Below are 18,640 nucleotides of genomic sequence, written 5' to 3'. Positions count from 1 at the left end.
TTTGTGCCTGCAATTTGGTCTTTGTACGTGCGTGCATGAAACCATTGGCTTCCCCTGCGGGTCTGTTTCTTTAATCGGATCAATCGCCTATTCGCGACTAAGCTTGATCTTGAGTATTAGTCGTCAGGCTTGCCTGGCATAAGGAAGTGGATGAACAAGTTATTTGTTGTTGCGGTGGTATTGGCGCTGGCAGGTTGCACCACTAGTGCGAAAACCCATGCGGTGCGCGGCGTCAGTGGTATCGAGGTCGATTGCTCCGGGTTGGGTTCCGGTTGGGAAAAGTGCCAGAAGCGTGCAGCGAAGGAGTGTAAAGGCAAGGGCTATAAGGTCATCACCCGCTCTGACGATGCCAAAGATGAAGACGAATACCCGTTCGGCTTCAATCCGGCAGGCTTTGTAACCCGGACCATGCTGGTGATGTGTCGTTAGGTGAGCAGCGATCCGACTCGCCACTGGAGTGCCCTGAAAATGGGCGTTTTGACCCCGGGAAAGATATGTCAATCCCTGGGCTGTTCAAATTCTTCCGGGCATGCTAAAACCTTTCAAGCGCTGATCTAGCTGCTTGAAAAAGAAGGGAAAAATATGACGAAGTCGGAGTTGATCGAACGAATTGTCACCCATCAAGGGCTACTCTCATCCAAGGATGTGGAGCTGGCCATCAAGACCATGCTTGAACAAATGTCTCAGTGCCTCGCCACCGGTGATCGTATCGAGATCCGTGGATTTGGCAGCTTCTCCCTGCACTATCGCGCACCGCGCGTCGGCCGCAACCCGAAAACCGGCCAGTCGGTAAGTCTGGACGGTAAATTCGTGCCGCATTTCAAGCCGGGCAAGGAATTGCGTGATCGCGTGAACGAGGAAGAGGAGGAGGGCGCTTGATCTTCGCTATTCAAATTCAAGGGGGCGTGAATGCGTAACCTGAAACGCATACTGCTTGGCGTTTTTCTTCTGCTGATGGTTCTGGTTGTGCTGGCGTTTGTGCTGGAAAACCAGCAATCGGTTTCGCTTTTGTTTCTGGGTTTTTCCGGCCCGCAGTTGCCGGTGTCGGTTGTTGCGGTGTTGGCGTTGCTGATCGGTATGCTTATCGGTCCTGTATTGGGCTGGTTTCTAGGGCGTACATCGAGAGCGGCTCGTAAACGTCTGGTCTAAAAGCGACAGGCGCACGGCATCTGTCGAAATTGCGCCTCAGCCTGTCTTTATCCATTAGTAAAAGCATCATTAAGCTGTAAAATGCGTCCCTTGTTCGATCGTGCCTTAATGCATGTCGATTCAGACTGACTCTGACGGATGCCAACTGGTAGTGGCCTCTGCATTCATGGATTAGACCGCGCTCGCTGGCAGCGCTGTCCGCAGCTCAAGGGTATCGTTTCGCGTGAAAATTCTAGTTACCGGCGGCGCCGGCTTCATTGGCTCGGCAGTCATCCGTCACATCATCTCTAGCACTGCCGATGCGGTCGTCAACGTCGATAAGTTGACTTACGCCGGCAATCTGGAGTCGCTGGCGGAAGTCAGTCAGAGTTCTCGCTATGCCTTTGAACGCGTCGATATCTGCGATCGTGATCAGATCGACCGCGTTCTGCGTGAACATCAACCGGATGCAATCATGCACCTGGCCGCTGAATCCCACGTTGACCGCTCGATCTCCGGCCCGTCCGAGTTCATCCAGACCAACATTATTGGCACTTACACACTCCTAGAAGCTGCGCGCCATTACTGGGCTGCTCTGGATGACACCCGCAAAGCCAATTTCCGCTTCCACCACATCTCGACTGACGAAGTTTACGGAGATCTCGAAGGTCCGGAAGACCTCTTCACCGAAACCACGCCTTACCAGCCAAGCTCGCCATATTCGGCTAGTAAAGCCAGCTCCGACCACCTGGTTCGTGCCTGGGCCCGCACTTACGGCCTGCCGACACTGGTTACCAACTGCTCGAACAACTACGGCCCATGCCATTTTCCTGAGAAGCTGATCCCGCTGATCATTCTCAATGCGCTGGAAGGCAAACCCCTGCCGGTGTACGGCAAAGGCAACCAGGTTCGTGACTGGCTGTATGTCGAAGATCACGCGCGCGCGCTTTATAAAGTCGTCACTGAAGGCGTCATCGGCGAGACCTACAACATCGGCGGTCATAACGAAAAACAAAACATTGAGGTAGTGCATACCCTGTGTGCGTTGCTCGATGAGTTGCGTCCTGATTCTGCCCATCGTCCGCATGCCAGCCTGATTACTTATGTTCAGGATCGTCCTGGACATGACGTGCGTTATGCAATCGATGCGAGCAAGATTCAGCGTGAGCTGGCTTGGACTCCGAAAGAGACTTTCGAGACTGGCATTCGCAAGACTGTCGAGTGGTATCTGACTAACACCGAGTGGGTTGAGCATGTGAAGAGCGGCAGCTACCAGCAGTGGATTGATCAGAACTATACGGATCGCTCGAATAAAGCATGAAGATCCTACTCCTAGGAAAGAACGGTCAGGTGGGCTGGGAGCTGCAACGTTCCCTGGCTCCGCTAGGTGAACTGGTCGCTCTTGATCGTCACCTTGTTGATGGCCTCTGCGGTGATCTGTCGAATCTTGAATCCTTGCGTGCAACGATTCGTCAGATAAAGCCCGACGTTATTGTTAATGCTGCTGCTTATACGGCGGTTGATAAAGCTGAGTCGGAAACCGAATTGGCAGATCGCGTAAACGGACTCGCGAGCGGCGTCATGGCGGAAGAAGCCGCAGCGTCGGGCGCATGGCTGGTTCACTACTCAACGGATTACGTCTTCAGTGGCCAAGGCGTCACGCCATGGCAGGAAACAGACGCTGTTGCGCCAGTGAACCATTACGGCGCCAGCAAGCTCGCCGGCGAGCAGGCAATTATCGCGGCGGGTTGTAAGTATCTGATCTTTCGTACTAGCTGGGTTTACGGAGCTGGCGGCAACAACTTTGCGAAGACCATGCTGCGCTTGGCCAAGAATCGCGAAACATTAAATGTGATTGCGGATCAGATTGGTGCTCCAACCGGTGCTGATCTGATTGCTGACGTTTCGGCGTTGGCTATTCAGCGAGTTATCAGTCGTCCAGAGTTGGCTGGCCTCTATCACTTGGCCGCTGCGGGCGAAGTGTCTTGGCATGGGTATGCCAGTCACGTCATAGACTTCGCTAAAGCCCAAGGTGAGGAGTTAGCTGTAACGGCGGTCAACCCGATTGAAACCACAGCCTATCCTACACCTGCACGTCGCCCTCTGAACTCACGATTGAATACTCAGAAGCTGCGCGACAATTTTTCTCTACACTTGCCGGATTGGCAAAGTGGTGTAACCCGAATGCTTAGGGAAGTTCTGAACAAATGACCACGACAAATCGTAAAGGCATCATCCTCGCTGGTGGTTCGGGCACGCGCCTGCACCCGCTGACTCTTGGTGTTTCCAAGCAAATGTTGCCTATTTACGACAAGCCGATGATTTTTTATCCGCTGTCCGTTTTGATGCTGGCGGGTATGCGAGAAATCCTAATTATTTCCACGCCGGAAGATTTGCCGTGCTTCCGTAAACTGCTGGGTAATGGAAGCGTGTACGGGATCAAGCTTACTTATGCCGAGCAGCCTAGTCCGGACGGCCTGGCCCAGGCGTTCATTATTGGTGAAGAGTTCATCGGTCAGGATCCATGCTGTCTGATTCTGGGGGACAACATCTTCTACGGTCAGCATTTCTCGGACAACTTGCGCTCCGCCAGTACCCAACAAAAGGGAGCTACCGTATTTGGCTACCACGTCTCCGATCCTGAACGCTTTGGTGTCGTCGAGTTTGATAAAAGTGGCAAGGCTTTGAGTATCGAAGAGAAGCCGCTGAAGCCAAAATCGAACTATGCGGTCACCGGTCTGTATTTCTATGATAACGATGTGGTCGAGATCGCCAAGAACATCAAGCCCTCCGAGCGTGGCGAGCTGGAAATCACCGACGTCAACCGTGCGTATCTGGAGCGCCAGACCCTGAGCGTGGAAATGCTCGGTCGCGGGTTTGCCTGGCTGGATACCGGTACTCACGACTCTCTGCTTGAAGCCAGTCACTTCGTTCACACGATCGAACAGCGTCAGGGTCTGAAAGTGGCGTGTCTGGAAGAGATCGCCTATCACAATGGCTGGATTTCTGCCGAGCAGCTTAACGCACAAGCGCAAGCACTGAAGAAGACGGGTTACGGTCAATACCTTCAGAAGTTGCTGGACTCGCCGTCTGCCTGATCGAAAGTTCTGACTTTCGCAATGCTATGTTTAACGCTGCAAGCAGGAATGGCATGCCAGTAGAACATCCCAAGGTTGCGATTTTGCTGGCCGCCTACAATGGCATGCAGTGGATCGAGGAGCAGTTGGCCTCGATCCTCGGTCAGACAGCTGTCGACGTAACCGTTTATATAAGTATTGATCCCTCCACTGACGGTACTGAGGCATGGTGCGCCGATTATGCTGCACAGCATCCGAACGTAATCGTCCTGCCCGACGCCGGTGCGTTTGGTGGGGCCTCCCGCAACTTCTTCCGTTTGCTTCGAGATGTTGATCTTGAAGGCTACGATTTCATCGCGTTCGCTGATCAGGATGACGTCTGGTATCTGGACAAGATCGAGCGCGCTATCCGGTCGATCAAATCTCTTGGCGTGGATGCTTACTCGAGTAACGTAGTTGCGTTCTGGCCTGATGGTCGTAACCAGGTACTGGACAAGGCCCAGCCGCAAACCCGCTGGGACTTTCTCTTTGAGGCTGCCGGACCGGGCTGTACGTATGTCATGAGCCAAAGGATGATGCAGTTGCTGAAGGTCTCATTGTTGAAACATTGGGATGCCTTGCAACAGGTCAGTCTGCATGACTGGTATTGCTATGCGTTCGCACGCAGTCGTGGTGTACGCTGGTTCATTGATCCGCAGCCATCCATGTGTTATCGCCAGCACGAAAGTAATCAGGTCGGGGCCAATTCAGGTATAAATTCACTGATTGCGCGTTATAAAATTATCCATGACGGTTGGTGGTTTTCTCAGATTCGAATGATTGCGCAGTTGGTGGGTCTCGCCGATGATCCATTCGTCCGGCAATGGTTACCTTTGGGGCGTCGACAATTATTGCGGCTGTCGTTAAAAGCCGGTGAATGTCGTCGTCGAACCAGGGACAAGCTGTTCTTTTTCTTTATTTGTTGCGCGACTGCCGTGATCGGGAAGAAAAACAAATGAAAGGTGCTCGGGTATTGGTGACCGGGGCGACGGGGTTTGTCGGCGAGGCCGTGGTGTTCCGCCTGCTTCTCGACAAGATCTACACACCAGTTGCGGCTGCACGTAGCGAAACTCGGTTGAGTGGTTTGTGTGATGTCGTGCCTTTTGATTTGGATGAGCGCGTTTTATTGCCGCCATTGAATAATATCCAGACGGTGATTCATTGTGCGGCCAGGGTTCATGTAATGAACGAGTGTGAGGCTGATCCGCTTGCCATGTTTCGGCAAATGAATGTGCAGGGCACTGCGCGGCTGGCCCGTCATGCGGCAGCGTCCGGGGTAAAGCGCTTCATCTTTGTCAGTTCGATCAAGGTCAATGGCGAAGAGTCACCCGCCGGGAGACCCTTTACCGCAGCCGATATTCCCGCGCCTGTTGATCCTTACGGTATTTCCAAGTGCGAGGCAGAGGAAGTCGTGCGTCAAATAGCACTGGAAACCGCAATGGAGCTGGTAATTATTCGACCGCCCCTGGTTTACGGGCCGGGCGTCAAAGCTAACTTCCTAAATATGATGCGCTGGTTGCAAAAAGGATTGCCACTGCCATTGGGCGCATTGGGCAATCGCCGCAGCTTAGTGGCAATCAGTAATCTGGTGGATCTTTTGGTGACCTGCATCGATCATCCACAAGCAGCCAATCAAACTTTTCTGGTAAGTGATGGCGAAGATCTTTCGACCACTCAATTGCTTCAAAGGATGTCGAGCGCCCTGACTGTGCGAGCGCGATTGTTGCCCGTGCCTCCGTTTGTTCTGCGCCTTGGGGCAGCTTTATTGGGTAGGAGAGCCTTAGCTCAGCGACTCTGCGGCTCGTTACAGGTCGACATGGAAAAGACGCGCACAATACTGGAGTGGACGCCGCCCATCAGCGTGAGCCAGGCACTTCAGGCCACTGCCAACCATCTCCGGGAGCGCTAAATGTGTCAGTATTCTTTATGGATGTCACTTTTTCGCTAAGGCTTGCTCGATAAAGCACAGCAATTGATCTGACCCTCGATGGATTGGCAGATTGCCACCCTTTTGCCAATTAGGGCGCCTTGATACCCTACGCAGCCCAAATCCGTACGCCTTGGCAGGATTTTTCCGGCTCAAGGCAACATTCTGATTACTCTTTTCATACCATGACCACCGCCTTGTGCTGTTGAAGGTGGTGATGTCACTGGGCTATCAAATTGGTATGACTTATAATGGCAAATTTTTCGCTGTCGGGAGCGGTCCATGAGAGGGGCATGTGATTTTCATGCTGCCAAGGCTGTACCTCTTGATGTTGAGCGAAACGACATCGTCATTATTTTTTCTTCAATGCAATGGAGTGCTCGGTGGTAGCCCCTCTTCCACAATTTGATCAGACAGGCGAGCAGCCTGGCGGCGATTCTGACTTTAGTATTCAAGGTCATGAAACGCAATCGGCCCGCGTAACGATTCTGATGTGTACCTACAACGGTGAACGCTTTCTCGCACAACAACTGGATTCGATAGCTCGCCAGAGTTATCGCGAATGGACCGTCGTTGTTTCTGATGACGGTTCTACCGACGCGACACTGGATATTCTGCGCCAGTACAGCGCGATCTGGGGAGAAGGCCGGTTGACCATTCTGCAAGGGCCCAAGCGAGGGTTCGCGGCTAACTTCATGTCCGTTGCCTGCGATGCGCCCGTGCAATCGCAATTTTATGCGTGGGCCGACCAGGACGATATCTGGCAAGCCAATAAACTTGAGTCTGCCGTAAAGGTATTGGAGGCGCTGCCGTCCGGTCTTCCTGCTTTGTATTGCGGCCGGACCGAGTTGATTGGTGACTCGGGAACGGTCATCGGTCGCTCGCCGCTATTTTCTCGCCCCGCCAGTTTTGGCAATGCACTGGTACAAAGTCTGGCCGGGGGGAATACTATGGTATTCAATCATTTGGCTCGGGACGTACTCTGTCATGCTGGCGGCCAAGTGGATATCGTTTCCCATGACTGGTGGGCCTATCTACTGATTACCGGGGTGGGTGGCGAGGTCGTCTATGACGCCTCGCCTTCCATTCTGTACAGGCAGCATGAAGCGAATCTGATTGGCGCCAACTCAGGAGTGCGCGCACGGATCATGCGCTTGCGGATGATGTCTACGGGTCGCTTTCGTGACTGGAATGACAAAAATATCGCTGCACTTGAAACGGTTCGCTCAAGCTTGAGTGCAGACAGCCTGCAGACCTTTGAGCAATTCAAGAAAGCCCGTGATTCAAAAGGATTCGGCCGTTTCGTCTGGCTTTACCGCGCGAAGGTCTATCGGCAGACGTGTTTGGGTAATCTTGGGCTGCTGCTGGCTGCGGTGCTCAACAGAATTTGATGCCCTCATCGTGCAAGGCAGGACGTGAAATTGCTCCGTGGCGTCCTCCCGGTATCTCAACAAGAGAGTTTTTGTATGAAGTCTGTCTCCCTCGATTTATCTCAGGTGTGTGCATAATGCTTAATTTTTCCACGTCGCCAAAGGAAATGGTCAACAGTTTCTGGCGTAATCGGAGCCTGATCGCGGCGCTTGTACAGCGAGAAGTCGTTGGGCGTTATCGTGGATCGTTCATGGGAATTCTCTGGTCGTTTTTTAACCCCGTGTTCATGTTGGTTGTCTACACCTTTGTCTTTAGCGTCGTTTTCAAGGCACGCTGGAGCGGCGGAAGTGACTCGAAAACCGAGTTTGCACTTATTCTGTTTGCGGGACTTATCGTCTTCAACTTCTTTGCGGAGTGTTTCAATCGAAGCCCGACGCTGATTCTCTCGAACGCCAACTATGTGAAGAAAGTCGTGTTTCCATTGGAGATCCTTCCTTGGATCACAGTCGGTTCGGCGCTCTTTCACATGGTGATCAGCCTGACTGTGTGGTTGCTGGCCTATTTGATACTGTTTGGCACGCCGCACCTGACCGTCCTGTTGTTCCCGTTGATTATCCTGCCGTTGATGCTGATGATCATGGGTTTGACGTGGGCCTTGGCGTCGCTCGGCGTTTACTTAAGAGATGTCGCGCAATTCATCGGCATCCTGACCACAGTCCTGATGTTTCTGTCGCCTATTTTTTACCCTGCCAGTGCGCTACCTGAGAAGTATCAACATCTACTGATGCTCAATCCGCTGACGCCTGCAATCGAGTACGCCCGGGACATTCTGTTTTGGGGAAAACTGCCTGACTTTACCGTATTGGGCATTTATCTCGCCGGCTCGGCGTTGATTGCATGGCTTGGATTCGCCTGGTTTCAGAAAACACGAAAAGGATTCGCCGATGTCATCTGAGGTCGCTATCAAGGTTCAAAATCTCAGTAAGTGCTATGAGATTTACGACAAACCGCGCGACAGACTGCTTCAGATGCTCAGTCGCGGGAAGAAAAAATATTGCCGTGAGTTCTGGGCGCTACGCGACGTTTCCTTCGAAATTCGCAAAGGCGAGACGGTCGGTATCGTTGGCCGCAACGGCAGTGGCAAGTCCACCTTGCTGCAAATTCTTTGCGGTACGTTGAATCCAACCAGTGGTACGGTTGAAACCCATGGCCGGATCGCTGCATTGCTCGAACTGGGCTCCGGATTCAATCCCGAGTTTACTGGACGCGAGAACGTCTACCTGAACGCCTCGATTCTGGGTTTGAGCAAAGAAGAAATCGACGCACGATATGATGCGATCATCGAATTCGCGGACATTGGCGATTTCATCAATCAACCGGTCAAGACATATTCGAGCGGTATGTTGGTGCGACTGGCGTTTTCCGTTCAGGCGCAAGTCGAGCCCGATATTCTTATTGTCGATGAAGCGCTGGCAGTGGGGGACGCAAAATTTCAGGCCCGTTGCTTTGATCGGTTGAAAAAGCTCAAGGAAAACGGCACGAGCATTCTGCTGGTAACGCACTCCAGCGAACAAATCGTTACGCACTGTGACCACGCCTTTCTTTTGAACAACGGTGTGCAGCTCGCTGAAGGCGAGCCGCGCATGGTCGTCAACCGTTACCTTGATTTGTTGTTCGGCAAGACTCAGCAATCGGCCTCTGTCGAAAGTGCAGAAGCGTCTGACCAGTTGGCAGCGTATCAAACGCCTGAAGGCGGCCTCGATGTATTTGAAACGCATCCGAACTACAACCCGAACGAATATCGTTGGGGTGACAGATCGGCCACTATCATCGACTTCCACCTGAGCGCAGAAGGGCTTGAGTACCCGATTGCCCTAGACACTGGCGTGCAGATCAAACTATCGGTATTTGTACGGTTTGATACTGATCTGGTGTGTCCGATTCTCGGGATGACGATCAAGACCAAAGAGGGCGTTACCCTCTATGGCGTAAATAGTGAAACGCTGGATTGCCTGGAATTTAGAACGTGCGGGCGCAAGGGCGAGATCGTCGAAGTTGAGGTACTTATATCTTGTGATCTGGCCCCAGGTGACTACTTCATTTCTGTCGGAGTGTCGACCAAAGATGGCGAAGAGGTTACTCCCCGTGACAGGCGTTATGATTCGATCCACTTCCAGGTTCGTCCGACTGACAAATTTTTTGGGCTTGTAAATCTGGACTCCAGCATTCGTGCCAAGAAGGTTTCAAATTGAATATTTTATTGAAACAAGCGGGCTATCAGCTTAATGACGAGCTCAACATCTGGTCGAGGCCGGATTATTCGAGCATCAACTACAGCGATGGTGATAGCACCGAACTGCGCATAAAATTCTTGATCGATCAGGCCAGTGACGTCAGTGTTTTTTCTGATGAGCTGCGAAGATCGTGCACCGATTGGCCATCGCTTTATTACCTCTCAAGTACCCGTTCGAACTTGTTGCGGGTGTTCGATGCCGATCTGCGTGGCGATGTGCTCGAGATCGGCGCCGGTTGTGGTGCAATTACCCGGTATTTAGGTGAGCAGGGCGGCAGGGTGCTGGCGCTGGAAGGTAGCTCGCGTCGCGCCAGCATCGCCCGTGCACGCACCCGAGACTTGCCAAACGTCTCGGTTCTGGCTGAGTCGTTCGAGAAGTTCAGCATTGATACCCAATTCGATGTCATCACCCTGATCGGCGTTTTTGAATATGCCAACCTGTTCGTAGCCGGTGATAACCCGGGTGCGAGAATGCTTGAGAAAGTTCGCTCACTGCTTAAGCCTGACGGTTTGCTCATCATCGCGATCGAAAACCAGCTCGGCTTGAAATATTTTGCTGGAGCGCCTGAAGATCACGTGACGACGCCGATGTACGGTGTCGAGGGGCGCTATAACAGCGCTACCGTGCAGACCTACGGGAAAAAAGCTCTCGCGTCGTTGTTGGCGACAGCCGGGTTTACCTCGAGTGAGTTCTTTGCGCCGTTTCCCGATTACAAGTTGCCCGTTTCGATCATCACCGAAGAGGGGTTCAAAGATCCTGATTTCGATGCCAGTGCATTCGCATCGCAAAGTGTACAGAGAGATCCGCAATTGCCGGATCTGTGCACCTTCTCACTGGAATTAGCCTGGTCGCAGATTTTCAGGAACGGCTTGGGCATGGATATGGCCAACTCCTTTCTTGTAGGTGCTTCGACGGTCTCGCGCAGCGCAGTCGACCCGCAGACCCTGGCGTATCATTACAGCTGCGATCGACGCTCGACGTATTGCAAACGTTCGGAATTTCGTCGCGATTTCGAAGATGCGATCAATGTGCATTACCAAAAACTCGGGAAGACTATCGATGAGGGTGAAGGGCAATCGCTCGTCACTTTTAATCTTGCTGCGTCCGAGCCTTACATCAATGGTTATGTGCTTGGCACTAAGCTGATCGATATAGTCAACGCCGAGGGCTGGACTTACGCAGGTATCGGCGCCTTCCTCAAAAATTACCTGAGCATGCTAAACGTGCTCTGTGATAACGCCGAGAGCCAGCCGGGTGAGGTGTCGGGAGCGTTGATCGATGCGGTCCCGCAAAATATTGTGATTGATCTGGACGGCCGTCCGCAGTTGATCGACAAAGAGTGGACGCTCAACACGAATGTTCGCTACGAGTACCTGCTGTTCAAAGCGCTAACGCAGTTGCTGGGTTCGATTACACGTATCAGCAAGGGCGCAGAGGCTGGCCCGGTTACACGCAAAGACTTTGTATTCCGAGCTTGCGAAGCCGCCGGGTACCCACTTTGCGAAAAAGATGTGGAAGAGTTTCTGGCCATCGAGGCGCAGATACAGAATGCGATTAACGGCCGAAGCCCGAGTGAATTTACGGCGTGGGGCGAAGATCGATTGATTGTCGAAGACAATCTGTTTTCTGCTTTCAGCAGTTCGCAGATTGCATTGGCTCAAACCCGTGAAGCGCTTGCAAGCGCTGTCACTGACGCCAGGCAGAAAATCGAAACGCTGAGTGCAAAACTGGACCAGCGTGAAGCTGACTATAATCAAGTCATTAACTCCAACTCTTGGTTCATCACGAAACCTGTACGCTTCCTTGTGCGCTCGTTGCGGCAGGGGAAAGGCGTGTTGCGCAGCAAAGTGGAGACTTCCAAGCAGGCGCTGACGGCCTATCTGCGCGGCCAGGAAGCCAATCTGCCACAGCCGGTTGACGACGTAATTGAAGCGCCTGTCGCGCGCACTCGCTCGGTCAGCGTCATTCTGCCAATCTATAAAGATGTCGAAATGACTCGTCGCTGCATCCTTGCCGCGATGCCAGGGATTATTGCTTTCGACTCCAAACTGGTCGCGATCAATGATGCGAGCCCAGATGCAGGCATGCAGGCCATGTTGATCGAATTGCAAATGCAATGGCCGCAGGTGATGACCGTTCTCGAAAACGAAGTCAATCTTGGCTTTGTCAAAACCGTCAATCGCGGCATGCGCCATGCCAGCCAGGACGATATCGTTTTCCTTAACAGTGATGTCATCGTGCCTGTTGACTGGCTGGAGCGGCTGACCGCTGAGGCGTACATCGCGCCAAACATCGGTACCGTTACACCGTTTTCCAACAACGCGACTATTTGTAGCTTCCCGGCGTTTCTTTACGAAAACCAGCCAGCCTTTGGTTTAAGCGTCGAGCAGATCGATGCTGTGTTTTCCGGCCCGCGTTTGCCGGTCAGCCAGGCACCGACAGGTGTAGGTTTCTGCATGTACATTCGCCGCGATTGTCTGGATGTCGTGGGGCTGCTGAACGAGGACAAGTTCGGCAAAGGTTATGGTGAAGAGAACGATCTGTGCCAGCGCGGGCTAAAAGCCGGTTGGCTCAACATCGTGACCCCTAACCTGTATGCATTTCATGAGGGCGGGGTCAGCTTCTCCTCTTCCAAGCAGGCGTTGACCGAGCATGCAACCAAGGCCATCACCGAGCTGCATCCGGATTATCACTTGGATATCCAGAGGTTCATCGCAGCTGATCCGCTGAAAGCATTACGGGTAAAACGTCTTGCGCAATTGATCGCATCGTTGGACCGGCCAAAGGTCTTGCACATTTCGCATGAGGCTGGAGGCGGTGTGCAGCAGCATCTGGACGAGTTGGCAGACGCTCTTGAGTCCGATGTTTGCTGCCTGTTCCTGGCGCCTCGTCGTGGCCAGTCCGCCGTTACTTTGCGGATGGGGAGTTTCCCGGGGGCTGACGAGCTTCTTTTCCAGTTGCCGGAAGAGCACAACCTTTTGGTCGAGTTCTTGAAGGGCTGTGGTGTCGGCTTCGTGCACTTCCATCACACGCTCGGTCTGAATTCGCAACTGGTTCAATTGCCCGCTGAGTTGGGCACTGAATATGCATTGACGGTTCATGATTATTACTGGCTATGCGGCAACCCTACACTGACCGATGCGCAGGGCGTTTATCCGGGCAGTTATGCCGACGACATCGTCAATCCTGACTTCCCTCTGCCGGATGGTGTATCGCCGGCACAATGGCGTGAGCAATTGCGCGGCTTTATCGACGGGGCGAAAGCGGTAATTTTCCCTTCGGCGTACACCCTCGCCAATTATCGACTCAACTTCGAGTTACGTAACGCTGTCGTTGCAGGTCACGTAGAGCACAAACGCAATATTGGGCAGGGTGTCGCGGCTGTCGCGCAAAAGATCCGCTACAACGTGGGTGTTATTGGTGCTCTTGGTAAAGAAAAGGGTGCCGATTATCTGGAACAAGTGGCGGAGGCGGCAGCGACGGTCAATGCACCAATCAACTTCCGGCTGGTCGGTTTCGGCTACAGAGAGTTGGGCGGTGTCCTGACTACAGGTCGTTACGATGCCAGTGAGCTGTCTTCCCTAATGGCCGCAAATGAGTTTGATGTCGTCCTGTTTCCAAGTCTGTGCCCGGAAACCTACAGCTATACCCTCAGCTATGCGCTGGAAGCCGGGTTGCCAATTATTGCGCCAAACATTGGGGCATTCCCGGAACGATTGTCCGGACGTGAAAACACTCTTGTTTATGATTATGGGCTCGAGCCAGCCGAGTTGATGCGGCGAATCAGCGACTTTGTGAAAAGGCTCGCTGCCGGTGAGCAGTTGACTGCGCCTGTCGTGGACACCCACCTGCAGCAGCCAGCGTTTTATAGCGTTGATTACCCGGCCTTATGCGGCGTGGGCAGTGATAAGCACAGCAAACCAAAAAACGGTTTCGAACTGCCGAAATTCTCGGCCCCGACAACTGTGTATGAGGCGCCGCTGACGACCAAGGAAATCGCGCTATTGGCCATCTGGACGCTTTACCGTCATCCACGCATGGAGCGCATCAGCCATGCGGTGCCTTACTCACTACGGCAAAAAATCAAACGCGTGCTGAGCAAGCGTCCGCTGCATGAGATCGTGGATGTGAACAAAAACTGATGCAGTGCGCCCGCCTGGCTTATCGAACCCCTTGATCGGCCAGGCGGGTGCAATGGTTTTTGTTTGCCAGTGACGAATGCTGGCTTTTATTTGGAGCTACTGCCGCGATGAATTTCAGCTGGTTTGTGCTGATCGCTTTAATTATTTCGTTCCTTCTGACTGCTGTTTTGCGCCGGTATGCCCTTGCCAGAAGTCTGATGGATATTCCCAATGCCCGTAGTTCGCATACGGTCCCCACGCCAAGGGGAGGGGGGGTTGCGATCGTCGTGACGTTCCTTATCGCCATGTGCTCGCTGTATGCTGCTGACTTGATCGCATTCAGAGATTTCGCTGCGATCGTCGGTGCTGGCAGCCTGGTGGCGATCATCGGATTCATGGATGATCATGGCCATATTGCTGCGCGCTGGCGTTTACTTGGGCACTTTTGCGCGGCGATCTGGGCGTTGGCCTGGTTGGGTGGCCTACCGCCCGTCAGTGTGTTCGGACAGGTCTTCGATCTGGGCTGGGGCGGGTTTGTATTGGCTAGCCTCTACCTCGTCTGGATGCTCAATCTCTACAATTTTATGGACGGTATCGACGGGATTGCCGGGGTCGAGGCGGTAACTGCGTGTGTCGGGGCGTGCGTGCTGTACGCCTTGGACGGGTATGTCGGGCTGATGGGGCCGGCCCTGCTACTGGCTGGTTGTGCGGGAGGATTCCTGTTGTGGAACTTTCCGCCAGCGAAGATTTTCATGGGCGATGCGGGCAGCGGCTTTCTGGGTATCGTCTTGGGCATTTTGTCGATACAGGCCGCCAATGCCTCATTTGAGTACTTCTGGGGTTGGTTGATCGTGCTCGGGGTGTTCATCGTCGACGCAACTTTCACCTTGTTGCGTCGATTGCTGCGCGGCGAGAAAGTGTATGAAGCGCATCGCAGTCATGCTTACCAATTCGCCTCGCGCCGTTATGGCAAGCACCTGCCGGTGACCCTTGTCGTGGGCTTGATCAATGTGTTTTGGCTCCTGCCGATTGCAGTGGCTGTCACGCACTTCAAGCTGAATGGCTTTGTCGGTGCCGTGGTGGCTTACGTGCCACTATTCATTCTGGCGTTGCGGTTCAGCGCGGGAAAATCCGAAAAGGATGTTGCGGCATGAACATCGAGGCGGGATCAGCCTGATTGCGCTGATAGCGTTCAGCAATTAAAAAAGGCAGACGGACGTCTGCCTTTTTTTAGCGAGTAATCGCTCCGGGTTTGACGAATACCAGCTTCGTCAATACGTATGTAAGTGGTAGCGACAGAATGATCGCCGCCAGTGGAGCCAGGTATTCAGGCAGCGACAGCTGTTTGACCCAGAACCAGACGACAAACATCCCCAATACGTATTGCGCGACGTAGACGAGTGGGAACAGCAGGATCGATTTGATCCCCTGGTGTTCTTTGAAGACAAGGAACCGGCTCATCACGAACGCGAAAACAATCCCGCAAACATAGCTGATCGAATAAGCCCATGTGTAGGGAAGTACACTGAGCAATATAAGATACAGCGCATACGTAATTCCGGTGTTCAGCCCGCCTGTCAGGAGGAACCGGAAAAACCTGATTTCCATCAGTTCGGAAATTTTCACGGCTATTAACCAATCTGCGCTTTTTTCTCGATCAGGAATTGATCGTAATCGCGGATGTAGTCGTCAGCAGCGTAATGCTCGGAAGCGAAAACCAGCAGAACCGCGTCCGCCGAGTACTTGTACTGGATACCCCAGGTCATTGCTGGCAGGAACAGGCCCAGTGTGTGGTGGTCCAGAACAAACTCCTGGCGGTGCTTTCCATTGTCGGCAACTACGTGAACGGTGCCTTTGACCGCTACCAGAAACTGGTGGCATTCGCGGTGAGCATGTTCACCACGTGTTTCAGCAGTCGGAACGTTGGTTACCAGGAAGTAACGCTTCACTTCGAACGGAACGTCCTTGCCGCATTCGCCAACGCTCAGGCTGCCGCGCATATCGACGGCTTCCATCATGCGGTGCAGCGTAACGCCACAAGGATGGACATCTGATTGGCCGACTTTTACCGGGTTGTCTACGACTGTGCCTTCGGTAGGCTTGGCATCGACGTAGCCGATGATCTTCGCCGGGTTACCGACCACGATAGCATTCGGTGGAACGGATTTGGTGACGACCGCGCCTGCGCCGACCATTGCCGAGGTGCCAATGGTAATTCCGGGCAGGATCGTCGAATTGGCGCCCAGAGATGCACCTTTGCGGATGATGGTGCGAGAAAACGCTTCCGGATAGATTTTGCTGCGTGGAAACTTGTCATTGGTGAACGTGACGTTCGGTCCCACGAAAACATCGTCTTCTATGGTGATGCCGTCCCAAACCTGAACGCCGCATTTGAGTGTTACCCGGTCACCAATGATGACGTCGTTCTCGACAAACACGTTGTCGCACACGTTGCACTCGGCGCCGATACGAGCGTTCGGTAATACGTGTGCAAACGCCCAGATACGCGAGCCTTTACCGATAGTGGACGATTCACAAATCGCACGGTCATGAACAAAAAAATCGCGCGAATCAATCATTTATTGGCTCCAAACTCAGAAACTTTCATAGGGATCGCCAAAGGGCGCCCTTTGGTATTTTCATATGTACGCCAGGCGTACGAACCGATCACGCCGAGCCCCAGCAGATTGAGGCTGCCCAGCAGGGTAATGGTAAACAGTGTCATGGCATAACCAGGGACATCGATCAGGCCGCCTATCTTCGCGAGGATTACACTGACGCCGTATAACGCCGAGAGTGCTGAGCCGGCTGCACCTACACGAATAAGCAGGCGAATGGGCAAGTCCGTGAACGAGAAGACACTGTCCATCAGATAGTTCACTTTCTTTCGCAATGTCCACGCCGACTTGCCGTGTTCCCGGGCAACTCGAGTGTAACTGACTACCTGTCGGCGGAAACCCAGCCAGAAAATCTGCGCGATCAAAGAGCTGTGGCGTTCTTCGAGTTTGAGCAGGTTGTCGCGAAACTCCAGGTTGCAGCCGAACATGTCGACGCCGCCGTCAGGCATTTCCGGGATAACGTAACGTTTGTACAGACCCCAGAAGGTTTTCGATGCCAGTTTCGACAGGAATGGGTCGTCACGACCCTCGCGGACACCGACTACTACATCCACCGGCTCGGTATTCAACACCCGGTTCATGGTCAGCACCAGGCTTGGCGGCTCTTGCAGGTCGGCGGCCATTACGGCAAACGTGCGACCCTTGCCATGCTGCAAACCTGTACGTATCGCCATGAAAGAACCGAAGTTCTTCGACAGTAGAATCAGCTGGGAGGCAAAACGTTGCTCGGGCAGGCGGTCTCGCAGGATCTCGTAACAGCGATCCGGGCTGCCATCGACCACGAAAACCACCTCAAGCGCGCCTTGAAGCTCGACGTTCAAATCATCGACGGCTTTGAGCAATGACGGCAGCGATTCCTCGTTACGGTAAACCGGAATAACCAGCGAAAGCACCCTAAATCTCCTGCTTGAAGTAGGCGCAAACCACTTCAATGACACGATCGACTTGCTGATCGGTCAGCCCAGGGAAGCAAGGTAAGGAGACCAGTCGGGTGCATGCTGACTCGGTCACCGGAAGATTGAATGTTTCGCGCGGTGTGTACGCTGTTTGCCAGTGGTCTGGAACTGGATAGTGAATGTCGGTACTGACGCCATACTCTTTTAGGTAGGCAGTGAACGCTTCACGATTTTCGACACGCATTACAAACAGGTGGGCAACGAAGTCGTCGCCCAGACTTGCAGGCAATTTGACTGGCAGTTGGCTGAAGGCTGCACAGTAGCGGCTGGCAATCGAGCGGCGCTGCTCGTTCCATTGGTCGAGTAGAGGCAGTTTGACCCGCAGGATTGCAGCCTGCATTTCATCGAGTCTGCTGTTACGTCCGTGCGGAACGGTAACGTGATATTTGGTCGACCAGCCGTATTGGCGAAGCGTGAGCAGGCGGGCGGCAATCTCGGAGGATGAAGTTACGATCGCGCCACCGTCGCCCAGTGCGCCGAGGTTTTTGGTGGGGTAAAAGCTGAAGCAGGCCAGGTCGCCGAACGATCCACAAAGCCGATTATCAGAGCGCGCACCGTGGGACTGGGCGCAATCTTCGAGCACGACCGCCCCGGCCGAGCGAGAAATGGCTGCCAGAGTTTCGATGTCTGCCAACTGTCCGTAAAGGTGCGTGACAATCACGACCTTCGCCGGTTGGGCCAGCGCCTTCTCCAGTGATTTCGGGCACATGGTCAAGGTGCTCTCATCGACATCGACATATACCGGCTCGGCGCCGACAGCGTGGATGGCGGTGCTGCTATAAAACCCGGCGTTGGCAACGGTGACAACACGATCACCCGGGCCCACACCCATGCCCAACAAGGCGATTTCCAGTGCTTCCGAGCCGTTCGCGACCGAGATGCAATGTTCTGCGCCGACATAGTTGGCGAACTCTCGTTCGAAGTCCTTTACTTCTTCACCCAAAATGTACCAGTGCCGATTAACGACGCGCATAAGCGGTTCGGAAAAATCAATACCGGAATTCGCCGCTACTGCAGAAAACAAAGGAATTTGATGATTTGCGTCCATGATCCATCCAGAATTTTTGACTGCGCACATGATAATGGCCGCAATTTTACTACACATTCAG

17 protein-coding genes are annotated in these 18,640 nt (G+C 53.4%); 13 read left to right on the top strand and 4 right to left on the bottom strand.

Annotated features, from left to right (window positions below; genetic code table 11):
- The first annotated feature begins 150 nt into the window (after positions 1–150).
- The 13 genes from NF676_RS19325 (at position 151) to NF676_RS19265 (ending at position 15,111) form a co-directional block, all read left to right on the top strand.
- A complete protein-coding gene (locus NF676_RS19325) occupies positions 151–429 on the top strand; it encodes a hypothetical protein (protein ID WP_073472356.1) in 279 nt (92 codons plus the stop codon).
- A 153-nt stretch (positions 430–582) separates the two neighbouring features.
- Positions 583–879 carry an integration host factor subunit beta gene (gene ihfB / locus NF676_RS19320; RefSeq protein WP_007950920.1) on the top strand — a complete coding sequence of 99 codons (297 nt, stop codon included), beginning with the start codon at positions 583–585 and terminating at the stop codon, positions 877–879.
- Positions 880–909: 30 nt separating this feature from the next.
- Complete coding sequence (locus NF676_RS19315) at positions 910–1,149, top strand: LapA family protein (protein WP_095182239.1); 240 nt, start codon at positions 910–912, stop codon at positions 1,147–1,149.
- Positions 1,150–1,372: 223 nt separating this feature from the next.
- Positions 1,373–2,449, top strand: coding sequence for a dTDP-glucose 4,6-dehydratase (gene rfbB, locus NF676_RS19310; protein WP_095182238.1), 1,077 nt, complete (start codon positions 1,373–1,375; stop codon positions 2,447–2,449).
- Positions 2,446–3,339: a dTDP-4-dehydrorhamnose reductase gene (gene rfbD, locus NF676_RS19305; protein WP_095182237.1), complete on the top strand. Its 894-nt coding sequence runs from the start codon at positions 2,446–2,448 to the stop codon at positions 3,337–3,339. The genes rfbB and rfbD overlap by 4 nt, the downstream gene beginning before the upstream one ends.
- Positions 3,336–4,226 (top strand): glucose-1-phosphate thymidylyltransferase RfbA, encoded by an 891-nt coding sequence (gene rfbA, locus NF676_RS19300; protein WP_095182236.1) that lies wholly within the window; start codon positions 3,336–3,338, stop codon positions 4,224–4,226. The genes rfbD and rfbA overlap by 4 nt, the downstream gene beginning before the upstream one ends.
- A 53-nt stretch (positions 4,227–4,279) precedes the next feature.
- The gene (locus tag NF676_RS19295; protein ID WP_095182235.1) at positions 4,280–5,203 is read left to right on the top strand and encodes a glycosyltransferase; all 924 of its coding nucleotides are present in this window, start codon (positions 4,280–4,282) and stop codon (positions 5,201–5,203) included.
- Positions 5,200–6,153, top strand: coding sequence for a UDP-glucose 4-epimerase family protein (locus NF676_RS19290; RefSeq protein ID WP_095182234.1), 954 nt, complete (start codon positions 5,200–5,202; stop codon positions 6,151–6,153). Before NF676_RS19295 ends, NF676_RS19290 begins: the two co-directional genes overlap by 4 nt.
- Positions 6,154–6,554: 401 nt before the next feature.
- On the top strand, positions 6,555–7,562 hold the full coding sequence (locus NF676_RS19285; RefSeq protein ID WP_256584405.1) for a glycosyltransferase family 2 protein: 1,008 nt from the start codon (positions 6,555–6,557) through the stop codon (positions 7,560–7,562).
- Positions 7,563–7,678: 116 nt separating this feature from the next.
- On the top strand, positions 7,679–8,497 hold the full coding sequence (locus NF676_RS19280) for an ABC transporter permease (protein ID WP_095182233.1): 819 nt from the start codon (positions 7,679–7,681) through the stop codon (positions 8,495–8,497).
- Complete coding sequence (locus NF676_RS19275) at positions 8,487–9,794, top strand: ABC transporter ATP-binding protein (RefSeq protein ID WP_095182232.1); 1,308 nt, start codon at positions 8,487–8,489, stop codon at positions 9,792–9,794. Before NF676_RS19280 ends, NF676_RS19275 begins: the two co-directional genes overlap by 11 nt.
- Positions 9,791–13,978 (top strand): methyltransferase, encoded by a 4,188-nt coding sequence (locus tag NF676_RS19270; protein ID WP_095182231.1) that lies wholly within the window; start codon positions 9,791–9,793, stop codon positions 13,976–13,978. The genes NF676_RS19275 and NF676_RS19270 overlap by 4 nt, the downstream gene beginning before the upstream one ends.
- A gap of 107 nt (positions 13,979–14,085) precedes the next feature.
- Positions 14,086–15,111: an MraY family glycosyltransferase gene (locus tag NF676_RS19265; protein WP_252886619.1), complete on the top strand. Its 1,026-nt coding sequence runs from the start codon at positions 14,086–14,088 to the stop codon at positions 15,109–15,111.
- Positions 15,112–15,187: 76 nt separating this feature from the next.
- Here NF676_RS19265 and NF676_RS19260 read toward each other — a convergent pair whose 3' ends face one another.
- The 4 genes from NF676_RS19260 to NF676_RS19245 are packed head-to-tail and all read right to left on the bottom strand — an operon-like array spanning position 15,188 to position 18,579.
- Positions 15,188–15,583, bottom strand: a complete 396-nt coding sequence (locus NF676_RS19260) for a GtrA family protein (RefSeq protein ID WP_252876708.1) — start codon at positions 15,581–15,583, stop codon at positions 15,188–15,190.
- 5 nt (positions 15,584–15,588) lie between these two features.
- Positions 15,589–16,536: a WxcM-like domain-containing protein gene (locus NF676_RS19255; protein ID WP_085607208.1), complete on the bottom strand. Its 948-nt coding sequence runs from the start codon at positions 16,534–16,536 to the stop codon at positions 15,589–15,591.
- Positions 16,533–17,468, bottom strand: coding sequence for a glycosyltransferase family 2 protein (locus NF676_RS19250; protein ID WP_095182229.1), 936 nt, complete (start codon positions 17,466–17,468; stop codon positions 16,533–16,535). Before NF676_RS19250 ends, NF676_RS19255 begins: the two co-directional genes overlap by 4 nt.
- Position 17,469: 1 nt before the next feature.
- Positions 17,470–18,579: a DegT/DnrJ/EryC1/StrS family aminotransferase gene (locus tag NF676_RS19245; protein WP_095182228.1), complete on the bottom strand. Its 1,110-nt coding sequence runs from the start codon at positions 18,577–18,579 to the stop codon at positions 17,470–17,472.
- Positions 18,580–18,640 lie beyond the last annotated feature (61 nt).

Source organism: Pseudomonas siliginis, assembly GCF_024072275.1.
GTDB lineage: Bacteria > Pseudomonadota > Gammaproteobacteria > Pseudomonadales > Pseudomonadaceae > Aquipseudomonas > Aquipseudomonas siliginis.
The sequence above is the reverse complement of the archived record's forward strand: the minus strand, read 5'-3'. Positions and strand labels throughout refer to the sequence as shown.